The organism is Rhizobium esperanzae, from assembly GCF_002204185.1.
Classification (GTDB): domain Bacteria; phylum Pseudomonadota; class Alphaproteobacteria; order Rhizobiales; family Rhizobiaceae; genus Rhizobium; species Rhizobium esperanzae.
Genome location: NZ_MXPU01000002.1, coordinates 1 through 19,547, shown reverse-complemented (window position 1 = coordinate 19,547; position 19,547 = coordinate 1). Strand labels below are relative to the sequence as shown.

Genomic DNA, 19,547 nt, shown 5'->3' with positions numbered 1-19,547 from the left:
CTCAGCCGCCGGGTTTCCAATCCGCCGGTGCCATCTCGAAGCTCGAAAATTCGAAACCGGGCGAGACAGTGCAGCCGACCAGGGTGAAATCGCCGAGCGGCTCGGCCGATTGCCACCAATTGGCGGGAATGATTGCCTGCGGCCGCTCGCCGGCAGGAAGGTTGGTTCCGAGCGTCAGCGTCTCGCTTGCCATCCCGTCCTGCGAGCGGTGCAGCGCCAGTGGCGCACCGGCATAATAATGCCAGACCTCGGCCGCGTCATGGACCCGATGCCAGTGCGAACGCTGTCCCTTTGTCAGCAGATAATAGATCGCCGTCGAATGGCCGCGCGCTCCGCCCGCCGTGTCGCGGAATGTCTGCACGTACCAGCCGCCTTCAGGATGCGGCTGCATGCCGAGCTCGCGAATGATCCCCTCAGGCGACATCAAAAGTTGTCCTTGCGCTTGCGGATCTCGGCAAAGACCTCCTCATTCGTCTTGCCTTCCATGAGCAGATTGCGGCGGATCGCGGGATCGGCGGCACGCAGAAACGGATTGGTTTCCTTTTCCAGTCCGAGCGTCGTCGGGATGGTGAATTTGCCTTCGGTGCGCAGGGCTTCGATCTCGGCGGCGCGGCTCTTCAGGCGCTCATTGTCGGGATCGACAGTCAGTGCGAAGCGGGCGTTAGACAATGTATATTCGTGGCCGAAATAGACGGCGGTCTCGTCCGGCAGCACGGCGAGCTTCTGCAGGGAATGCCACATGTCGGCGGCGGGGCGTTCGAACAGGCGGCCGCAACCGAGCGCAAACAGCGTGTCGGCGGCAAAAAGCAGCTTATCGTCGACGAAGTGATAGCAGATGTGACCGGCGGTGTGACCGGGAGTCTCAATGACCTTGACCGTGTGATCGCCGAAAAGGAAGCTGTCGCCATCGGCCATCGTCCGGTCGAGACCAGGAATGGCGATAGCCTCGTTGATCGGACCGATGATCTCGCAGCCGAACTGCTCCTTCAGCGCCAAGTTGGCGGCGACGTGATCGGTGTGGTGATGCGTGGTGAAGATGTGGGTGATCTTCCAGCCGCGCCGTGTTGCCGCTTCCAGGATCGGCGCCTCCTCCGGCGCATCGATCGCCGCGGTAAATCCCGTCTCCGGGTCGTGCACGAGCACGCCGAAATTGTCGGTACGGCAGAGAAAAACGTCTAATTCCAAAGGTTTCATCTTCAAACAATCCCTTGTCCCACGACTCTCGCGGGAATGTAGAGAGTCCGGCCTTGAAGTCCAACCGCCCGCTGATAACATTTATCGCAATGCACGCCGATATCGTCGACCTACGCCAGTTCTATCACTCCGACCTCGGGCGTCTTGCCGAGCAGTCGATCGCCATGGCGCTTTCGTCGCTCTGGGTGCGCCTGCCGCAGGAGCGTCTCGTCGGGCTCGGTTATGCCGTGCCCTTCCTCGATCGCTTCCAGGCCGATACCGAACGCACCTTCGCCTTCATGCCGGCTGGACAGGGCGCGGTGAACTGGCCGATGGGCTCGCTGTCGTCGACGACGCTTATCTTCGATGAGGAACTGCCGCTGCCGGATTCCTCGATCGACCGGGTGCTGATGGTGCATTCGCTCGAGTTCGCGGAAAGCCCCCGCGAGACGCTGAAGGAGCTCTGGCGGGTGCTGGCGCCGGGCGGGCGGCTTGTTATCGTGGTGCCGAACCGGCGCGGAGTCTGGGCCCGCATGGAACACACCCCCTTCGGTTCGGGCCGGCCCTATTCCCGGGGCCAGCTGACGCATTTGCTGCGCGAGACCAATTTCACGCCGGGTGCGACCGCCGAAGCGTTGTTCTTTCCGCCCTCGAAACTCAGGACCATCCTGCGCCTTCGCCGCGCCTTCGAGCGGATCGGCCGCACGTTATGGCCGGCGTTTTCGGGTGTCATCATCGTCGAGGCGCAGAAGCGGCTCTATCAGGGGTTGCCGGTCGCCGCCCGTGCCTCGCGTCGCGTCTTCGTGCCCGTTCTCGCGCCGCACGGCGTACCGACGACACGTAACAGCTGAATATAAGAATGATATTCTCCTTCTGATTGCGTCACGCCCATGCCTCTCGACAACAATCACGTTCCGCTTTAATGCCACTTGGTCATTTTCCGGAAAATCCAAGGTCGACCCATGAGCGTTGAGATGAGCAAGCCCGTTCCGCGTCCCGGTATTCTCGATATCGCATCCTATGTGCCGGGCAAGGAACACGCGCCGGGTGTCGCCCGCGTCTACAAGCTTTCCTCCAACGAAACGCCGCTCGGCGCCAGCCCGAAGGCGATCGCCGCCGTCAAGGCAGCGGCCGACAATCTGGGACGTTATCCCGACGGGCAGGCAATCGAACTGCGCGAGGCGATCGCCGCCGTGCATGGCCTCAATCCGGCAAACATTCTCTGCGGTAATGGTTCAGACGAGCTTCTCGGCCTGCTGTGCCATGTCTACCTCGGCGCCGGCGATGAAGGCATCATCACCGAGCACGGCTTCCTCGTCTACAAGATCCAGATCATGGGCGCGGGTGCAACGCCCGTCGTCGTCAAGGAGAAGGATTATACCGTCGACGTCGACGCGATCCTGGCAGCGGTGACGGAAAGGACGAAGATCGTCTTCATCGCCAATCCCGGTAATCCGACGGGTACATATGTTCCGGTCAGCGAGATCCGCCGCCTGCAGGCCGGCCTGCCGAAACACGTCGTGCTCGTGCTGGATGCGGCCTATGCCGAATATGTGCGCCGCAACGATTATGAAGCCGGCATCGAGGTCGTATCGTCCAGTTCCAACGTGGTGATGACCCGGACCTTTTCGAAGGCCTATGGTCTTGCCGCCCTGCGCGTGGGCTGGATGTATGCGCCCGCGGAGATCGTCGACGCCGTGAACCGTGTACGCGCTCCGTTCAACCTGAATGCGGCCGCGATTGCCGCCGGTGCCGCGGCCATCCGCGACCAGGCCTTCGTCCAGCAGGCCGTCTCTTTCAACCAGATGTGGGTGGAGACGCTCACCGAGGCCCTCGAAGCGATCGGGTTGAAAGTGACGCCCTCCGTCGCCAATTTCGTGCTCATTCATTTTCCTGACGTCGACGGCAGGCGCGCGGCCGATGCCGACGAGCTCCTGACGAGCCGCGGCTACATCCTGCGCGCCGTGCGCAGCTACGGCTTTTCCAATGCGCTGCGGATGAGCATCGGTCCTGAAGAGGCCAATCGCGGCGTCATCGCGACGCTGCGTGAGTTCATGGGACGGCAGGCATGAGCGTGCTGTTCGATCGCATCGCGCTGATCGGCATCGGGCTGATCGGCTCTTCGCTTGCTCACGATATCCGGCGGCTCGGGCTTACCAAAGACATCGTCGTCGCAACACGCAGCGCCGATACGCTGAAGCGCGCCAAAGAGCTCGGCCTCGGCGACCGCTATACGACCTCTTCGGCCGACGCTGTTCGAGATGCCGACCTCATCATCGTTTCGGTTCCGGTCGGCGCTTCGGAAAGCGTGGCGAAGGAAATCGCCGGCAGCCTGAAGCCGGGTGCTATCGTCACCGATGTTGGTTCCACCAAAGCATCGGTGATCGCGCAAATGCAGCCGCATATGCCCGACCACGTGCATTTCATCCCCGGTCATCCGCTGGCCGGCACGGAAAAATCCGGCCCGGATGCCGGTTTCCCCGGCCTCTTCGAAGGTCGCTGGTGCATCTTCACGCCCGTTCCGGGAACCGACGAGACGGCGCTGAAGCGGCTGCGCAGCTTCTGGGAAGCGCTCGGATCGAAGGTCGACGAGATGGATGCGGAGCATCACGACAAGGTGCTCGCGATCGTTTCGCACCTGCCGCATATCATCGCCTACAACATCGTCGGCACCGCCGACGATCTGGAGACGGTGACGGAGTCCGAGGTCATCAAATATTCGGCCTCCGGCTTTCGCGATTTCACCCGTCTTGCCGCTTCCGACCCGACGATGTGGCGCGACGTCTGCCTGCACAATCGCGATGCGATCCTCGAAATGCTGGCGCGCTTCTCAGAAGATCTCGCTTATCTGCAGCGCGCGATCCGCTGGGGTGAAGGCGACAAGATTTTCGAACTCTTCACCCGCACGCGCGCCATCCGTCGCTCGATTATCCAGGCCGGCCAGGATGTCGACGCGCCCGATTTCGGCCGCCCCCACCCGCTTGATAAGAAGTAGACTCTCGCGATGGTGGAGGTAGCGAGCGCAAGTCAGGCGGATATCGACTGGCTGGCTCGCGAGGATGCCAGTGCCGGCAAGGCGTGGGTATCGCGATGCGTGGCGCTTGGCGAATACCTGATTGCCAGGGAGTCCGGCGAGATCGTCGGCTTCCTGCGCTTCTCCCGCTTCTGGGGCAGGGTTCCCTATATGGAGATGATCCGCGTTCTGCCCGGCAATCGCCGGTCGGGCGTCGGCACCGCACTGTTTCTCTCCTGGGAAGCGGCCATGCGTGGCGAGGGCGCCCGGCTGCTGATGACGTCGAGCGAATGCGACGAGAGCCGGCCGCAGGACTGGCATCGCCGCAACGGATTTGCTGAAATCGGCGCCATCGAGCTGACAGGTCTGCAGTCGGTGCCCGAGGTCTTCTTCATCAAGCACATCGGCTGAGGGGGCAGTCAGATCGGCGGGATCTGGCCGAGCGGAATGAAGCCGCTGACGGTGGCATTGCCGCGGTCGACGACGAGATCGACCGAGACCTTGTCTCTGCCGCCGGCCAGCGCCTTCAACATCTTCGTCGCCGTGTTGACGGTCGAGGCAATATCCGGGAAGGCCTGTTTCAGGCTGTCGCCCCAGGGGCCGAGTCGTTCGATTTCCAGCTTGAATTTTCCGGAGAGAAAGCCTTGCTCGTCAAAGGAAAAGGGGCCGGTGAGCGTCATCACCTTACCGTCGCCGATGTCGGCGACGATGCGACGCAGTTCGCCGGCAGAACCATTGAGGCCGTTCGGGTCGCTGCCGTCAATCAGGCCGGCTTTGCCGGCGATCGTGAGATCGATACTGGCGGAGAGTTTCGGGAAGAGTTGCGGCCAGTCCTTGATCGCGGTGTTCGCATCCTGCACCGAGATTGCGCCGTCGAGATCGGCGCCGTTCTGGCGCAGGTGAATTTCGGTGCGAGCCGCATCGAAGCTGATGGTTTGACCGGTATAGGAGGAGACCGCCGTCGCCTTAAGACCCTCGATGACGGTGGAGCTGTGATCAACGCCCTGCAGCTTGGTCGTCAGGCTCGCCTGCAGATTCGTCCACTGAGCCGAAACCGAAAGGCCGTTTGTGGTGCGGATTTCGGCCGGTGAATCGAGCTCCCAGACAATATGGCTCGGCGCATAGACCTGCGCGGCGGAGCGCAATGCGCCGAAGGTGGCGGAGACGCCGTTGACATTGTCGTCGAGATCGACCTTGGAGCAAAACAGACCGATGCGGAAGGGATAGCCGTGGAATTCGATATCGGAGCATTCGCCGGTGACGCCTGCCTGATCGCGCGGCGCGATTGCTTTCAGCACCGTCGTTTTCAAAGCCGATGCGGCATAGAACCAGCCGCCGGTATAAAGCGCGATCACCAGGAGGATGCCTCCGCCCAGCAACCAGAATTTCTTGCTGTTGCCGGTTTGGCTGCTGCCGGATCGGCTTGACGCTGCCATGATGTTCTCCAATGGTGAATTGCAAAGTGATTCCGGTCTGGCGTGCGATATGGACGAATTTTGGGTGTTTGGCTACGGCTCGCTGATGTGGAATCCGGGCTTCGAGTTCCTGGAGCGGGCAGAAGCTCTGGTGCATGGTTACCGGCGTTCGCTGTGCGTCCGATCCTTCGTTCATCGCGGCACGCGCGACAATCCGGGTCTGGTTCTCGGCCTCGACAGGGGTGGAGCATGCCGCGGCATGGCGTTTCGTATTTCGGCGCACAAATGGGACGAGGTGATCGAATATCTCCGTGCCCGCGAACTCGTCACCAATGTCTATCTGGAGCGCCGGGTTCGGCTGCAGTTTGCCGGCGGTCGCCGAACGGAAGCGGTTACCTACATCGCTGATCGCGACCACGAGCAATATGCCGGTACGCTCGATGCGCTTGCGGCCGCGCGGGTTGTGAACGAGGCCAGGGGGCAGTCAGGCCCGAACGACGCCTATGTCTTCAACACGCTTGCGCACCTGAAACAGATGGGCATTCGCGACCCATGGCTGGAGCAGGTCGGCAACGAGGTGGAGCGGCTGCGGGCTGGCTGATCAGGCCGTCGCCGCCGTCACTTTGCGCAACTCGGTCAGCCGAGCGACCGTTGTTGGCGGCAACGGCAGATGCGGATTACGGTCGACGGTGTCGATGAGGAGCTCGTCGCTTGCCCGTTCCGTGACCTCGATCAGATGAGCGAAGAAGGCATCGGGATCCATTCCCGGCATGATCGGCGGCAGGATCCTGACCTTGAAATGGCCGGGATAACGGCGGACGCTCCGCCGCGGCCAGAAGAGGCCGGGATGCATGGCAACCGGCACGACGGGAATGCCAAGATCGCGGTACATGCGGGCGATGCCGTATTTATAGACCGGCTCTGCCCCCGGCGGGCGGCGGGTGCCCTCAGGATAGATGATCAGCTGACGGCCGGTCGAAAGTTCTTCCTTGGTGCGTTTCAGCACCTCTACCATCACCTTGCCGCGGGCGCCGCGGTCGACCGGGATCATGCGCTGCTTCTTCGCATACCAGCCAAAGAGCGGAATCCACATCAGCTCGCGCTTCAGGATGTAGACCGGATCCTTGAGATTGGGCAGCAGCGCATAGGTGTCCCAGAAGGACTGGTGCTTCGGCGCCAGGATAAAACTGCCCTCAGGCAGGTTCTCCAGCCCCTCGATCTCGAAGGTCGTGCCGACGATCATGCGCATCAGGCAATGGTTGGAGCGCGCCCAATTCTTCGGAATCGCATAGGCCGTCAGCCGCGGCACCACGAAATAATAGGGCGAGAGCACGATCATCCGGATGATGAGATTGGCGTAGAAGATCGTGTTGAAGAGGACGGAACGCAGGGCGATCATAAAATTATCCCGAGGCAGGCTCATGCGACCGGCCTACACGATATTGCCGGTCATAAAAAGCGTTTGATGCTGCCCCAGAACAGGATTCAGATTTTAGGCCGGACCTAAAATTTGAATCCTGTCCTGAATTAAAGAGTTAGAGCATGATGCCGTCCGAAAACCGCTCACACTTTTCGGCATCAATGCTCAAGCAAAAGCTCAGTCTGCGGCGGATACGCTTGCCGAGCGCAGTCCGGTGTGACGGCCGAAGCCGGTGATATTTCGGGCGCCTGTTAACAGCACCTTTGCATATTCGGCGAGCATGACGCGCATCGCGTTCGGGTCGGTAAACCAGTTGCGGGTCTTCAAATCCGAATTGACCACCGGATAGGGGATGAACTCGATGTCCGGATCGACATAGGAGAGTTCTGCGAGGCTGCGCGGCATGTGATAATTGTTGGTGACGACGAGAACGCTTCTGTATCCCCTGGCGTGGATCCAGTTGGAGGTTTCCTCGGCGTTGCCGATCGTATCTATTGCATCATGGCCGATATCGACGCAGCAGGAGAAAAGATCGGCCGGGCCTTGCGTCATCTTGCGAATTTGCGCCGGCGTCGTCGTCGGGTGGACACCGGAGATCAGCAGTCGTTTGCCCGCCCCCTTCTGCAGCAGTTCCACGGCCTGGTCGATGCGCTGGTAGCCACCGGTCAGCACGACGATCGCGTCTGCCTTGGGTTCGACTGGTGGCTTGAGCGTGGTTACGGAATCGGCAAACCGCAGGAAGCCGCCGAACACCAGGGCGATTGCCAGAACGCAGCCAAAGCCGCCCCAGCGCAGCAGGCGGCGGATCGGACCGCGCCGCGGCGGCAGGCCCGCCGGACGATCAAGCTCCGGCTCCTGCCGAATCGGATTGCGTGTCGTATCGCCCATGGTCATGAATCGTGATTATACGCTGATTGCGGCGCGGAACAGACGCTTTCACGATAAAACGGCATGGCACGATCAACTTGCGATGCCGTCGGTGCGTGTCGGGTCCGAACGCAATGTATCGATTTCATAGATCGTCCGCATGACGGTCAGCCGCGCCGTGACGGTCGTCAAGAGCGCGATGACGATCATCGTCGCGAAGATGCCGGCATAACCGAGTACGCCAACGGAGAAGGTGCCGAATAGCGCCGTCGCCTGATCCGTCTCCGGCGTGGCCAGCGTGCGGCTCTGCCAGAAGCCGGCGGTGGCGAAGAAAAGAGCCGCAAGCGCGCTGCCGATCGCCGAGCCCTTGAGGCTGATCTTCAGAAAATGCTTCTGAAATTCAGTAGCGACGAAGGAGCTCTCGGCACCGACGAAATGCAGCACTTCGACGATGTGGCGGTTGCCCGACAGCGCGCCGCGCGTGGCGAAAACGACGGTCAGCACCATGGCCGAGAAAACCAGGAGCAGGACGCCGGTGCCGATCAGCACCGTCGTGTGCGCCATGGAGACCAGCCGGTCGACCCAGGTGCGGTGATCGTCAAGGCTCGCCTGCGGGATGCTGTCCTTCAGGAGGCCCCGCATCGCATCGAAATCGGGCGGATTGTTTTCGTCGATGGTGATGACGACGAGACGGGGAACAGGCAGGTCCTTAAGATCAAGGCCGGGGCCGAGCCAGGGTTCGAGCAACCGGGCGGTGGCTGCCTCGTCGACGATCTGGCCGCTCTTGGTGCCGACGAAGGTCAGCGCCAGGTCGCGTGCCTGCGTCAGCGCCTTTTCCATATCGAGATTGTCGTCCGGCTTGATCTGGATGGTGATCTCGCGAGAGATCTGGCTCTCCCAGCTTGCCGCCGTCGAACGCACCATGCTGACGCCGCCGAGCGTCAGGCAGGCGAGAAAGGCCATGATCGATATGACCACCATCAGGGCATTGCCCTGGATATTGGAGGGCGGCAGGATCGGCGCGGTCGGGCGCACACGCATTTCCGGGCGCTTCTGCTGGGCGGCAGGCTGGGCCGACGCCTTCTCTCGGTTCTTGGACGGGGGCTCAGTCATAGATATCGAGATGCCCTTCCGAGAGGATCATACGGCGGGCTTCCACCTGTTCCATCAACGTCAGGTCATGGGTGGCGATCACGACCGCCGTACCAAGCCGATTGAGTTCGAGGAAAAGATTGAGCAGGCGCCTCGCCATCGGCGGGTCGACATTGCCCGTCGGCTCGTCAGCCAGCAAGACTTCCGGCCGGTCCATCAGCGCCCGAGCGATGGCGGCGCGCTGCTTCTCCCCGCCGGAGAGGACCGGCGGCAGCACGTTGATGCGTTCGCCGAGCCCGACCCATTTCAAGAGTTCCAGAACATCGGTTTTGTAGGAGCTTTCCTCCTTGCCGCGCACCCGCAAGGGCAAAGCGACGTTTTCATAGGTCGTGAGATGGTCGAGCAGGCGGAAATCCTGGAAGACGATGCCGACGCGCCGGCGCAGCAGCGGCAGTTCCGGCCGGGGAATTTCGGAAATGTCGCGCCCGAACATGCGGATCAGGCCACGTGTCGGCTGCAGCGACATAAAGAGCAGCCGCAGCAGCGAGGTTTTGCCGGCACCGGATGGGCCCGTCAGGAACTGAAAGGATTTCTTCGGAATGTCGAAGGTCAGGTCACGGAGGATTTCCGGGCCCATGCCATAGCGCAAACCGACATTCTCGAAGTGGATCAACGGGCAGCTCAGTCTGTTCTTGGTTTCACCGCGCGACTTGTTAACCAACACCGTTAACAGCCGGTAAATTTTGCCGGAAAGACGCCCGTTTGATGGCAATCTTTGCGAAGCATTAACCATTAAAATTTACGACTGAGGAGGATTCGTTTCAATGCCAAGATTTCTTGCGGCAGCGAAACCATGTGGACATCTGCGAGGCAGCCACCATGGAAGCATCCTCCTTCAGCCGCCGGACACCAGGCCAGGCCTATGATTTCCTGCCGCCCGAACCCGCGCGCCGCCAGTATCGTTCGACACGTCCTGCCGATATTTCCGACGCCGAATTCGTGACGGTCGGCAAAACCCGGCCGAAGGACTTCAGCTCCAGGATCCATAACGACAACAGCAGGCGCATGGCGGCAGCGCGCGCCGTACGGCCGCCGTTCCTGCTGGCGATGACTGCTTCCGCTCTGCGAAGGGCGGAATCCTGGCTGCAGCGGGCGTCGCTGCGCAGCTTCGCGGTGCTGGTACTGGCGCTTGCCGTGCTCGTTTTCGGGCTCGCAGGCGGCTTTTTCGGCCTTTCCGCCGCGGGCGCCTCCTCCAAAGCGCCGCTGCATTTCACCCATGTCACCGTGACGCCGCGTGATGCGAACGGCATGCGTGTGCTCGTCGTCAACGGCATCATCGAAAACGAAAGCGGCACGACGCAGACGGTGCATCCGATCCGCGCCGATCTGGTGGCAGACGAACGGCTGACGGCAAGCGTCGTCATTGATCCGCCCGCCGACGTCATCTATGACGGCCAAAGCCGTGGTTTTTCGGCGCGAGTCCAGCACGCCGGGGGAAAATTGCCGGAGGTTCGGCTTTCCTTCCTGCCGTAGAAATAACCGGATTCGTGATGGCTTTCCGCCACAGGGCGGGCCGATCCCGTTGATTTCATGAACGGCGAGGCTGTTTCAGGTGCGCATATGTGCTAACGGCTTACCCTTCTTTTCATGGAGCAAGCCCTTATGCCTGTCGTGCGCGGAAAAAACATCGAGCCGCTCTTCACCGCCGAGCAGATCGCGGAGCGCAATCATGCGATGGCGCGGGAGATCGCCAACGGTCCGACCAAGGACCTGCTCGTTATTGCCGTGCTCAAGGGCTCCTTCATCTTCGCCGCCGACCTGATCCGCGCCCTGCACGACACCGGGCTTGCTCCCGAAGTCGAATTCATCACGCTGTCGAGCTACGGCACCGGCACGGTTTCCCAGGGGGTGCGCATCGTCAAGGATATCGACAGCGACGTGCATGGCCGAGATGTCCTCCTGATCGACGATATTCTCGAGTCCGGTAGGACGCTGCTCTTTGCCAAGGAGCTGCTCTTCGAACGTGGCGCGCGCAACGTGACGATCGCCGTGCTGCTCGACAAGCGGGTCAAGCGCAAGGAAAAGCTGGAGGCCGATTATGTCGGCTTCGAATGTCCCGATTACTTCGTCGTCGGTTACGGCATGGACGTTGCCTATGCGTTTCGCGAACTCCCCTTCGTCGGCGTGGTGACCGGCGACGCCTGACGGAATGCGGGCGTCACGTCATTGCCGCGTGAAGACGGGTTGTTAACCATCTCGTCCATCGCTTCGCCATCTTTACCGATCGAAAAGGAAAGTCTGGTGATTTCCGTCGCGGGGCTGAAGACGGAGCAATGCACATATGGCAAGAATTCTGATTACGGAAGACGAGGATTCCCTGCGGTCTTTCGTAGCCCGGGCCTTGCGGCTCGACGGTCATGAGACCGATGAGGCGGCCGACGGCGCCGAGGGGCTGGAGAAGCTGAAAGACGGGGTCTACGATCTGCTGCTGTCGGATATCCGCATGCCCGTGATGGACGGCATCGAACTCGCCCATCAGGCGAAAGACGCCTTCCCTGCTTTGAAGATCCTGCTGATGACCGGTTATGCCGAGCAGCGCGAGCGCGCCGACGATCTTGCAGAAAAAATCATCGACGTCGTCGCTAAGCCATTTGCGCTTCCCGATATACGCAAGGCTGTCGCCCGGGCACTGGTCGCTTAAAGCGCGCGCCTATCTTTGACGGCGGTGTGAGGCTTACTGGATGTCCAGAAGCCGTTCGAGGTACCGCCGTTCCATTTCCTGTGGCGGATTGTTGCCGAGCTTCTCGCGGATCGCATCGAGAATTTCGCGTGCGCGCTGAACGTCGATTTCGTCAGGCACCTTCACGCCGTCGTCGTCGATATAGCCGTTGCTCATGCGTGGCCGTCCCAACGGATCCCGGCCGTTCTGATCGCCCTGGCCGACCTGGCCGTTCGGGCCCTGTCCCTGCTGGCCCCGTTGCGCCTGCATCATCTGGTTCATCATGTCGCGGGCACCCTGGCGAAGGGCTTCCAGGGCACGGCCCTGGTTCTCGACGGCCGTGTCGCCGCGGCCTTGGCCGAGCTCGCGGCCGGCGCCGTCCATCTCGCGTTGGGCCTGGCCGAAGCCCGGGCCGGGCTTCATGCCCATTTCGCCGAGTTTCTTCTGCAATTCTCCGAGCTGCTTGCCGAGGGCATCCTGCTGGGCGCGCAACTGTTTCAGCGCTTCCCTGAGCTGCTCGGCGGTCATCTGGTCGGAAGGTTGCTGGCCCTTACCTTGCTGGCCCTTGCCTTGCTGGCTCTGGCCTTGCTGCCCCTGCTGCTGATCCTGCGGCTCGCCATTCTCTCCCGGCATCATCTCGTCGAGCAGTGGATCGTTTTCGCCCATATCGGATTCGCCACGCTGCATGCGGTCCTTGAGCTGCTGATCGAGGCGGAAGGTTTCTTCCATCAGCTTCTGCTGATCGCGCAGGATCTCGCCGAGCTTGTCGATCTGCTTGCGGGCTTCGCTGTTTTCCTGACCCTGCTGGCCCCGCTGCGGCCGGCCGGCCTGCAGGTTGTTCATCATGCGCTGCAGTTCCGACAGCATCTGCTGTGCCGCGTCGCGATTGCCCGAGCGGGCGAGATTCTCGATCTGGTCCATCATCCGTTCCAGATCCTGCTGGCGCAGGATGTTCTGCGCATGCTGGTTCGGCTGCATCGTCGGGGCGTTCTGCATGCGTTCGGCAAGCTCCGTCAGATAGTCCTGCATCGCCTTGCGCAGCTCATCCATCAGCTTCTTGATCTCTTCGTCGGGCGCGTTGCGGTCCAATGCGTCGGCAAGCTTCTGCTGGGCTTCGCGCAGCTTGCGCTCGGCAAGCGAAAGATCGCCGTCCTCCATGCCGAGCGCAATCTCCCAGAGATACTGGGCCGTATCCTTCAGCGCCTCCTCGCCCTTTGCCAGCTTCATGCGGGCCAAGGCCGATTCCAGCAGCAGGTAGTTGGTGAGCTTGGGGATGGTCTCCTCGGGACGGATGGTCAGCGCCTCGTTCAGCGCGATCGCCTGCGGCATCTTACGGGTATCGAGCGCGAAAACCTGCCGTTCCTCGGCGACGGCTGCGGCAAGCGGCTCGTTGAAGGGCCGCGACGGCAGCGTCATTTCGTAGGGCGGGCTGCGGCCGGTCTGGCCGGCGGCATCCTTGGCGACGAGGGTAATGCGCACCTGCTTGCCGGCAAGCGGATGTTCGGTCAGATTCCGGCTGGTCACGCCCTTGGCGTCGCGGGCGTTGCGGCGGGGAATATCCAGCCGGTACTCCGGCAGTGGATAGAGCGGCGTCGCCGCCGGATCGTTTTCCAGAGGAACGATCTCCGCATGGGCCTCCTGGACACCATAGTCGTCCTTGACGGTGAAGCCGATTTCCAGCGCGCCGTTGACGCTTGCCTTCGGCATGCCGTCAAAGGCGATTTCAGGCGCCTTGTCGGGCAGCACGTCGAAGCTCCAGCGGCGACCGTTGACCTCGAGCGCGCCATTTTCCTCAAGCTTCATCACATGCGTCTGTGCGACGAGGGCATTGTTGGCAGGCGCGCCGGCCGTCGGCTGCTCGCCGGCAGGTGCGCTTGCCTGCTGCGGCCTTGTGTCGGTCTGTACGGCGATATCCCGCGCCTCGCCGTTCGCCTTGCGGAACACGACCTTTTCGGCCGTCTTTCCGCCGCTGACGCGCACGGTGAGACCGGAAAACTGCGGAACGCCGATCGGCGCCTGTTCGCTGCCGTCGGCGGTCAGGTAAACCGGCGCGCGACCGGTATAAGAGGGCGGCGTCACCCAGGCGTCGATGCGCACCGCCGGATCGACCGCCACCTGCTCGGGCGCCGACTGCAATGCGTCACTGACCGAGCCGCCGTTGAGCGACAGCGAATAGCTAAAAGCGGTGACGAGCAGCAGAGCAGGGATGGCGCGCAGGGCGAAGCGGTCATGTGCGGCGATATCAGGCTGCGGCATGCCGGCATCGAGTGCTGCGATCTTTTCGGCCATGCGCACTTGGTGCTCACGCCAAAGTGCCCGCGAAAAGGGCGTGTCGTAGGCCGGCTCGTCTTCCTGGACCGCAACTGGCTGGTGCGGCAGGCCATTGCGCTCTTCCAGCATGCGATCGGCTTCAGCGGTTTTCGGCCAGCGCAGATGGCGGAAGGGGACAAGCGAGACGAGGAACGCCGCGGCAAAGGCGATCAGCAGCAAGATGCGCAGCCAGTCCGGCACGTTGCGGAAGATGCCGAACCAGGAGGCCGAGAGATAAATGGCGACGATGCAGAGGATCGGCATCAGCAGCGGCAGCAGTTGCTCGAAGAAGAGCACGGTGCGCGCCAGCAGGCGTTTTGTCGTTACCAGCCGGGCAAGCGAGGGACGGAGCGCGAATGCACCCTTCCTCTGCCTTGAGGGGCTTGTCATCGGTCCGGTCTCCGCGATCTGGCGTTCTGGTGCAGAGGGCGCTTCCGGCGATTGCGGGGCAATACGCTCATGAACGAAAGGATAACACTCTTTGTGGCGAAGGCGAGGGCGAACGGGCAGGAATACCGCCTTTTCACGTTTATTCGCCGAAAAGTGATGTTGCTGCTAAAGCGCGTCGTGGTCTTTCAGATTCCTTCTTGCGCTTTAACTCTTTGTTTTACGCCTGTCGTTATCGAAAAACCGCTTCACACTTTTGCGCGACATGCTCTAGTCGAGCCAGGCCGGAACGGAATCGAGGCTGATCAGCTCGGCATAGGTCCTGCGCGGGCGAATCACATGAAAATCGCTGCCCTTGACCAGAACCTCGGGCACCAGCAGACGGCTGTTATAGGTGCCGGCCTGGACGGCGCCATAGGCGCCGGCAGTGCTGACGGCCATCAGGTCGCCGGGCTTCGGCATCGCCATTTCGCGGTCGAGCGCCAGATAATCGCCGGTCTCGCAAACGGGGCCGACCACATCGGCGCGGATGCGCGGCGCGTTTGCCGCCGAAATCGTCACCGGACGGATTTCGTGATAGGCCTCGTAGAGCGTCGGGCGAATGAGGTCGTTCATCGCACCGTCGACGATGACGAAAGTCTTCTCGCCGCCGTCCTTCACATAAAGAACTTCGGTGACGAGAATGCCGGCATTGCCGACGATCAGGCGACCGGGTTCGGTGACGATCTTGCAGTTCAGACCGCGCAGCTGGTTTTTGACGATCGCCGCATAGGCATCGGGCAGCGGCGGCGGATTGTTGTCATCCTTATAGGGAACGCCGAGGCCGCCGCCGATGTCGACGTGATGGATGGAGTGGCCGTCGGCACGCAACGTCGCGACGAGATCGCGCAGCAGCTTGAAGGCGTCGTCGAAGGGCTGCAGTTCGGTGATCTGACTGCCGATATGCATGTCAATGCCGGTGACGTCGATCCCCGGCAGCTTGGCGGCATGGGCATAGATGGCGCGGGCGCGATCCCAGGAAATGCCGAACTTATTTTCCTTCTTGCCAGTCGAGATCTTCGCATGCGTCTTGGCATCGACATCCGGATTGATGCGGAAGGAGACCGGTGCTCTCTTGCCGGCGTTGACGGCGCGCTGGTTGAGGATCTCGAGCTCAGGCTCAGATTCGACATTGAAGCAGTAGATGCCGGCCTCTAGCGCGAAATCCATCTCCTGCGGCGTCTTGCCGACGCCCGAAAACATGATGCGGTTCGCCGGAATGCCGGCAGCAAGCGCACGGCGCAGTTCGCCTTCCGAGACGACGTCGATGCCGGCGCCGAGACGTCCCAAGGTCTTCAGCACGGCTTGGTTCGAGTTCGCCTTCATCGCGTAGCAGACCATCGAGTCGACATCGGCGAAGGCTTCGGCGAAGACGCGATAGTGGCGCTCCAGCGTTGCGGTGGAATAGACATAGAACGGCGTGCCGACCGCCTTGGCGATCTCGGGAACGGGGACGTTCTCGGCGTAAAGGATGCCGTCGCGGTAATCGAAATGGTTCACGGGGCGCGCGCCTTAAAGGAGGGGGTCAAGAAGGAAGGGCTTATCGACGGTGCCTGGCTGTTTCGTCGGCTTGGAAACATCGCCTTCCTTCGTCGCCGCAGCACTCGGCGGATCGAGATCGCCCTTGCGTCCGCATCCGGCAACGGCAAGGCCGATGACGGCGAGCACCGCCGTCAGGCGGATGAGGTGCGGCAAGCTCTTCTGCATGGATATCCTCTTGTGCGGCGTATGGCTGATATCAATCGTATCGAACGACGGGATCTTCATAGCGAAGTTTGTCCGCCTTGTGCACCCTGATTGTTGGAGGGCATTTCCGCGCTTGCAGGGAGGGGAGACGGCTTTCACCCGCCCGATATCTCTCAATTGCGGGCGCGCCAGAAGGCGATCTGCTTGCGCACTTCAGAGGGCGCCGTGCCGCCGAAGCTCTTGCGGCTGGCGACCGAGGCTTCCACCGTCAACACGTCATAGACCTTGTCGGTGATTGCGGAATGAATCGCCTGCAGGTCGGAGAGCGGCAGCTCGGCAAGATCGCAGCCCTTGCTTTCGGCGAGCGCCACGGCGCGGCCGGTGACGTGATGGGCGTCCCGGAACGGCAGGCCCGCTTCGCGCACCAGCCAGTCGGCAAGATCGGTCGCCGTCGAAAAGCCGGAGCCGGCCGCCGCCTTCATGCGCGCTGTGTTGACGGTCATGTCGCGCACCATGCCGGTCATGGCGGCGATCGCCAGCTCCAGGCTCTCGGCTGCGTCGAAGACCTGCTCCTTGTCTTCCTGCATATCCTTGGAATAGGCGAGCGGCAGGCCCTTCATGATCGTCAGCAAGGCGATCAGCGAGCCGTTGATGCGGCCGGTCTTGGCGCGCACCAGTTCGGCTGCATCGGGGTTCTTCTTCTGCGGCATGATCGAGGAGCCGGTCGAGAAGGCGTCGGACAGACGCACGAAACCGAATTGCGGCGTCGACCAGATGACGATCTCTTCCGCGAGGCGCGATAGATGCATCCCTGATATCGCGGCGATCGCCAGAAATTCGATGGCGAAATCGCGGTCAGAGACCGTGTCGATGGAGTTGCGAGTCGGCTCGCGGAAACCCAGCGCCTTGGCCGTCATGTAGCGGTCGATTGGATAACCGGTGCCGGCCAGCGCAGCCGCGCCGATCGGGCTTTCGTCCAGATGTTCGATGGCGTGGCGCACACGCGAGCGGTCACGGCCGAACATTTCGACATAGGCCATGCAATGATGGCCGAAGGTGACGGGCTGGGCGGTCTGCAGATGGGTGAAGCCCGGCATGACGCTTTCGGCATGTTCCTCGGCGCGGTCGAGGAAGGCAGCGATCAGACCGGTCAGCATCTGTTCGGTCTTCTGCAGTTCTTCCTTCACCCAGAGGCGGAAATCGAGGGCCACCTGATCGTTGCGCGAGCGAGCGGTGTGCAGCCGGCCGGCCGCCGGTCCGATCAGCGTCGCCAGGCGTGCTTCGACGTTCATGTGGATGTCTTCGAGCCGGCGGGAGAATTCGAAATTGCCACTTTCGATTTCTGACAGGATCGTGTTTAGCCCGTGAACGATCTTGTCCTTATCGTCCGATGAAATGATGCCCTGATGTGCGAGCATGGTCGCATGGGCGACGGAACCACGGATATCCTGGGCGAATAGCTTCTTGTCGAAACCGATCGAGGCATTTATCTCCTCCATGATCGCGTCCGGGCCGGAGGCGAAGCGACCACCCCACATCTGGTTGGAGGATTTGGTGTCCGTGTTGTTCTCGGCCATAAGATGCCCGTCCTGGAGAATGAAATGACGACAAAAAAACCCTTCGGCCTGCCGTCCGGAAAACTGATCGCAATCGCCGCCGTCGCAGGTGTCGTTGCAGGTGCGGCAGCGGTATACGTGAAGGAGACGGGCATTGGCAATGGCATCGGCAGCAGCGCTTCGGCCGAATGCCCGTTGGCAAAGGAGCGCGCCGCCAATCTGACGCCGCTCATGAAGGGTCAGGTCGCCGCCATGGTTGCCGCCAACGAGCCGCGCAAACTGACCACGGTGTCCTTCAACGGACCGGATGGCAAACCCCTGACGCTCGATCATTTCGCCGGCAAGACCGTGCTGCTCAATCTCTGGGCGACATGGTGCGTGCCCTGCCGCGAGGAGATGCCGGCGCTGAACGCTCTGGAAAAGGAGATGGGCAGCGACAAGTTCCAGGTCGTGCCGGTCAATATCGACACTGGTGACGACGAAAAGCCGAAGACTTTCCTTGCCGAGACCGGTGTCGATGCGCTGCAGCTTTACCGCGACAATACGATCGGCGTCTTCAACGGCCTGAAGAAGGAAGGTCTCGCTTTCGGCTTGCCGGTGACGCTGTTGCTCGACGATAAGGGCTGCCTGATTTCCGCCATGAACGGGCCTGCCGCCTGGGACAGCGAAGATGCAAAGGCGCTGATCAAGGGCGCAATCGGGTCGTGAGGATATCGCTCAGTCCCCATCGCCTCTTATGAGGAAGACGCCTGCGAGTCCGATCAGGACGCAACATTGCAGCAGGAACATGGGTGTTTCGGTCGACATGGCATTCCTCCCGTTCCCGGTAAGGAAAGCATTTCGCGGGCGTGCGGTCCATTCGCCCTTTCTGATGATGTCCGCTTACCGCGTCGGGACGGGCACTTCGCCGCGATAATCGTAGAAGCCGCGGCCGGATTTGCGTCCGAGCCAGCCGGCTTCGACATATTTCACCAGCAGCGGGCAGGGGCGATACTTCGAGTCCGCCAGGCCGTCATGCAGCACCTGCATGATCGACAGGCAGGTGTCGAGGCCGATGAAATCGGCAAGCTGCAGCGGCCCCATTGGATGGTTGGCGCCGAGCTTCATCGCCGTATCGATGGCGTCGACGGTGCCGACACCTTCGTAGAGCGTATAGATCGCCTCGTTGATCATCGGCAACAGGATGCGGTTGACGATGAAGGCCGGGAAATCCTCGGCGACGGTGACGGTCTTCTCCAGCGAGCCGACGAACTCCTTGGCGGCGGTGAAAGTCTTCTCATCGGTTGCAATGCCGCGCACCAGCTCGACCAGCTTCATTACCGGCACCGGATTCATGAAGTGTATGCCCATGAAGCGCTCGGCGCGGTCGGTGGCGGCAGCAAGACGGGTGATGGAAAGCGAAGAGGTGTTGGTGGCCAGCAGCGCTTCCGGCTTCATCACCGGACAAACCTGGCTATAAATCTTGCGCTTGACGCTTTCGTCCTCGGTGGCCGCCTCGATGACGAGATCGGACGGGGCGAGATCGTTGACATCGGCGGAGCCTGATATGCGCGACAAGGTCGCCTTGCGCTCCTCGTCGGTCATCTTGCCGTTCGTCACCAGGCGGGCGAGATTGCCGTTGATGGTGGCGAGGCCGGATTCGATGCGGTCCTGCGAGAGATCGTAGATATGAACCCTGTAACCTGCGGCGGCCGAAACATGCGCGATGCCGCAGCCCATCTGGCCGGCACCGATAATACCAATATTCTTCAACACCGCATTCATCTCCAAACCCCCGCTCGGCAGTCGCCCCCGCGGTGCCGTATTATATTAGCAATACTGCCGGACGAAAGATCGCCCGGCAGTAAGTAGTAGACCGATAAAAGACAAT

Annotated in this window: 21 protein-coding genes; 9 read left to right on the top strand and 12 right to left on the bottom strand. The window is 61.7% G+C overall.

Features of this window, described 5'->3' with window-relative positions; genetic code table 11:
- Window position 1: 1 nt before the first annotated feature.
- Together B5E41_RS02405 and gloB are read right to left on the bottom strand one after the other, a co-directional pair.
- Window positions 2–424 carry a cupin domain-containing protein gene (locus B5E41_RS02405; protein WP_064805304.1) on the bottom strand — a complete coding sequence of 141 codons (423 nt, stop codon included), beginning with the start codon at window positions 422–424 and terminating at the stop codon, window positions 2–4.
- Window positions 424–1,194: a hydroxyacylglutathione hydrolase gene (gene gloB, locus B5E41_RS02400; protein ID WP_088390794.1), complete on the bottom strand. Its 771-nt coding sequence runs from the start codon at window positions 1,192–1,194 to the stop codon at window positions 424–426. Before gloB ends, B5E41_RS02405 begins: the two co-directional genes overlap by 1 nt.
- Before the next feature lie 53 nt (window positions 1,195–1,247).
- Between gloB and B5E41_RS02395 the strand changes: the two genes are divergently transcribed.
- The 4 genes from B5E41_RS02395 to B5E41_RS02380 all read left to right on the top strand — a co-directional run bounded on the left by B5E41_RS02395 (window position 1,248) and on the right by B5E41_RS02380 (window position 4,597).
- Entirely contained in the window at window positions 1,248–2,024 is a 777-nt protein-coding gene (locus tag B5E41_RS02395; protein ID WP_088390792.1) for a class I SAM-dependent methyltransferase, read from the top strand.
- A gap of 123 nt (window positions 2,025–2,147) precedes the next feature.
- Complete coding sequence (gene hisC / locus B5E41_RS02390; RefSeq protein ID WP_176439326.1) at window positions 2,148–3,245, top strand: histidinol-phosphate transaminase; 1,098 nt, start codon at window positions 2,148–2,150, stop codon at window positions 3,243–3,245.
- Window positions 3,242–4,168, top strand: a complete 927-nt coding sequence (locus tag B5E41_RS02385; protein WP_088390788.1) for a prephenate/arogenate dehydrogenase family protein — start codon at window positions 3,242–3,244, stop codon at window positions 4,166–4,168. The genes hisC and B5E41_RS02385 overlap by 4 nt, the downstream gene beginning before the upstream one ends.
- A 9-nt stretch (window positions 4,169–4,177) precedes the next feature.
- A complete protein-coding gene (locus B5E41_RS02380; protein ID WP_088390786.1) occupies window positions 4,178–4,597 on the top strand; it encodes a GNAT family N-acetyltransferase in 420 nt (139 codons plus the stop codon).
- An 8-nt stretch (window positions 4,598–4,605) separates the two neighbouring features.
- Here the strand turns inward: B5E41_RS02380 and B5E41_RS02375 are convergent, their stop codons facing one another.
- Window positions 4,606–5,622 carry a DUF2125 domain-containing protein gene (locus B5E41_RS02375; protein WP_088390784.1) on the bottom strand — a complete coding sequence of 339 codons (1,017 nt, stop codon included), beginning with the start codon at window positions 5,620–5,622 and terminating at the stop codon, window positions 4,606–4,608.
- Between the two features lie 49 nt (window positions 5,623–5,671).
- Between B5E41_RS02375 and B5E41_RS02370 the strand changes: the two genes are divergently transcribed.
- The gene (locus tag B5E41_RS02370) at window positions 5,672–6,202 is read left to right on the top strand and encodes a gamma-glutamylcyclotransferase (protein ID WP_088390782.1); all 531 of its coding nucleotides are present in this window, start codon (window positions 5,672–5,674) and stop codon (window positions 6,200–6,202) included.
- Here the strand turns inward: B5E41_RS02370 and B5E41_RS02365 are convergent, their stop codons facing one another.
- The 4 genes from B5E41_RS02365 to ftsE all read right to left on the bottom strand — a co-directional run bounded on the left by B5E41_RS02365 (window position 6,203) and on the right by ftsE (window position 9,653).
- Window positions 6,203–7,000 carry a lysophospholipid acyltransferase family protein gene (locus B5E41_RS02365; protein ID WP_088390780.1) on the bottom strand — a complete coding sequence of 266 codons (798 nt, stop codon included), beginning with the start codon at window positions 6,998–7,000 and terminating at the stop codon, window positions 6,203–6,205.
- Window positions 7,001–7,198: 198 nt separating this feature from the next.
- The gene (locus tag B5E41_RS02360; RefSeq protein ID WP_176439325.1) at window positions 7,199–7,915 is read right to left on the bottom strand and encodes a YdcF family protein; all 717 of its coding nucleotides are present in this window, start codon (window positions 7,913–7,915) and stop codon (window positions 7,199–7,201) included.
- Window positions 7,916–7,981: 66 nt separating this feature from the next.
- Window positions 7,982–9,001: a cell division protein FtsX gene (locus B5E41_RS02355; protein WP_088390778.1), complete on the bottom strand. Its 1,020-nt coding sequence runs from the start codon at window positions 8,999–9,001 to the stop codon at window positions 7,982–7,984.
- Window positions 8,994–9,653, bottom strand: coding sequence for a cell division ATP-binding protein FtsE (gene ftsE, locus B5E41_RS02350; protein WP_064805284.1), 660 nt, complete (start codon window positions 9,651–9,653; stop codon window positions 8,994–8,996). The genes B5E41_RS02355 and ftsE overlap by 8 nt, the downstream gene beginning before the upstream one ends.
- A 206-nt stretch (window positions 9,654–9,859) precedes the next feature.
- Between ftsE and B5E41_RS02345 the strand changes: the two genes are divergently transcribed.
- From B5E41_RS02345 to B5E41_RS02335, 3 genes are all read left to right on the top strand, one after another.
- A complete protein-coding gene (locus B5E41_RS02345) occupies window positions 9,860–10,513 on the top strand; it encodes a hypothetical protein (protein ID WP_088391327.1) in 654 nt (217 codons plus the stop codon).
- Between the two features lie 129 nt (window positions 10,514–10,642).
- Window positions 10,643–11,185 (top strand): hypoxanthine phosphoribosyltransferase, encoded by a 543-nt coding sequence (gene hpt / locus B5E41_RS02340; protein ID WP_064805282.1) that lies wholly within the window; start codon window positions 10,643–10,645, stop codon window positions 11,183–11,185.
- A gap of 136 nt (window positions 11,186–11,321) precedes the next feature.
- A complete protein-coding gene (locus B5E41_RS02335) occupies window positions 11,322–11,681 on the top strand; it encodes a response regulator (RefSeq protein WP_010028815.1) in 360 nt (119 codons plus the stop codon).
- Between the two features lie 33 nt (window positions 11,682–11,714).
- Here B5E41_RS02335 and B5E41_RS02330 read toward each other — a convergent pair whose 3' ends face one another.
- The 4 genes from B5E41_RS02330 to argH all read right to left on the bottom strand — a co-directional run bounded on the left by B5E41_RS02330 (window position 11,715) and on the right by argH (window position 17,698).
- Window positions 11,715–14,399 carry a TIGR02302 family protein gene (locus B5E41_RS02330; protein WP_088390776.1) on the bottom strand — a complete coding sequence of 895 codons (2,685 nt, stop codon included), beginning with the start codon at window positions 14,397–14,399 and terminating at the stop codon, window positions 11,715–11,717.
- A 267-nt stretch (window positions 14,400–14,666) separates the two neighbouring features.
- On the bottom strand, window positions 14,667–15,935 hold the full coding sequence (gene lysA, locus B5E41_RS02325; protein WP_088390774.1) for a diaminopimelate decarboxylase: 1,269 nt from the start codon (window positions 15,933–15,935) through the stop codon (window positions 14,667–14,669).
- A 12-nt stretch (window positions 15,936–15,947) separates the two neighbouring features.
- Complete coding sequence (gene lptM / locus B5E41_RS02320) at window positions 15,948–16,142, bottom strand: LPS translocon maturation chaperone LptM (RefSeq protein WP_003582619.1); 195 nt, start codon at window positions 16,140–16,142, stop codon at window positions 15,948–15,950.
- Between the two features lie 152 nt (window positions 16,143–16,294).
- Window positions 16,295–17,698 carry an argininosuccinate lyase gene (gene argH / locus B5E41_RS02315; protein WP_088390772.1) on the bottom strand — a complete coding sequence of 468 codons (1,404 nt, stop codon included), beginning with the start codon at window positions 17,696–17,698 and terminating at the stop codon, window positions 16,295–16,297.
- Window positions 17,699–17,722: 24 nt separating this feature from the next.
- Here argH and tlpA point away from each other — a divergent pair, with 24 nt between their 5' ends.
- Window positions 17,723–18,385 carry a thiol:disulfide interchange protein TlpA gene (gene tlpA / locus B5E41_RS02310; protein ID WP_088391325.1) on the top strand — a complete coding sequence of 221 codons (663 nt, stop codon included), beginning with the start codon at window positions 17,723–17,725 and terminating at the stop codon, window positions 18,383–18,385.
- Between the two features lie 174 nt (window positions 18,386–18,559).
- On the opposite strand, the gene B5E41_RS02305 is transcribed toward tlpA, so the two are convergent.
- A complete protein-coding gene (locus B5E41_RS02305) occupies window positions 18,560–19,441 on the bottom strand; it encodes a 3-hydroxybutyryl-CoA dehydrogenase (protein WP_064805274.1) in 882 nt (293 codons plus the stop codon).
- Between the last annotated feature and the right edge of the window lie 106 nt (window positions 19,442–19,547).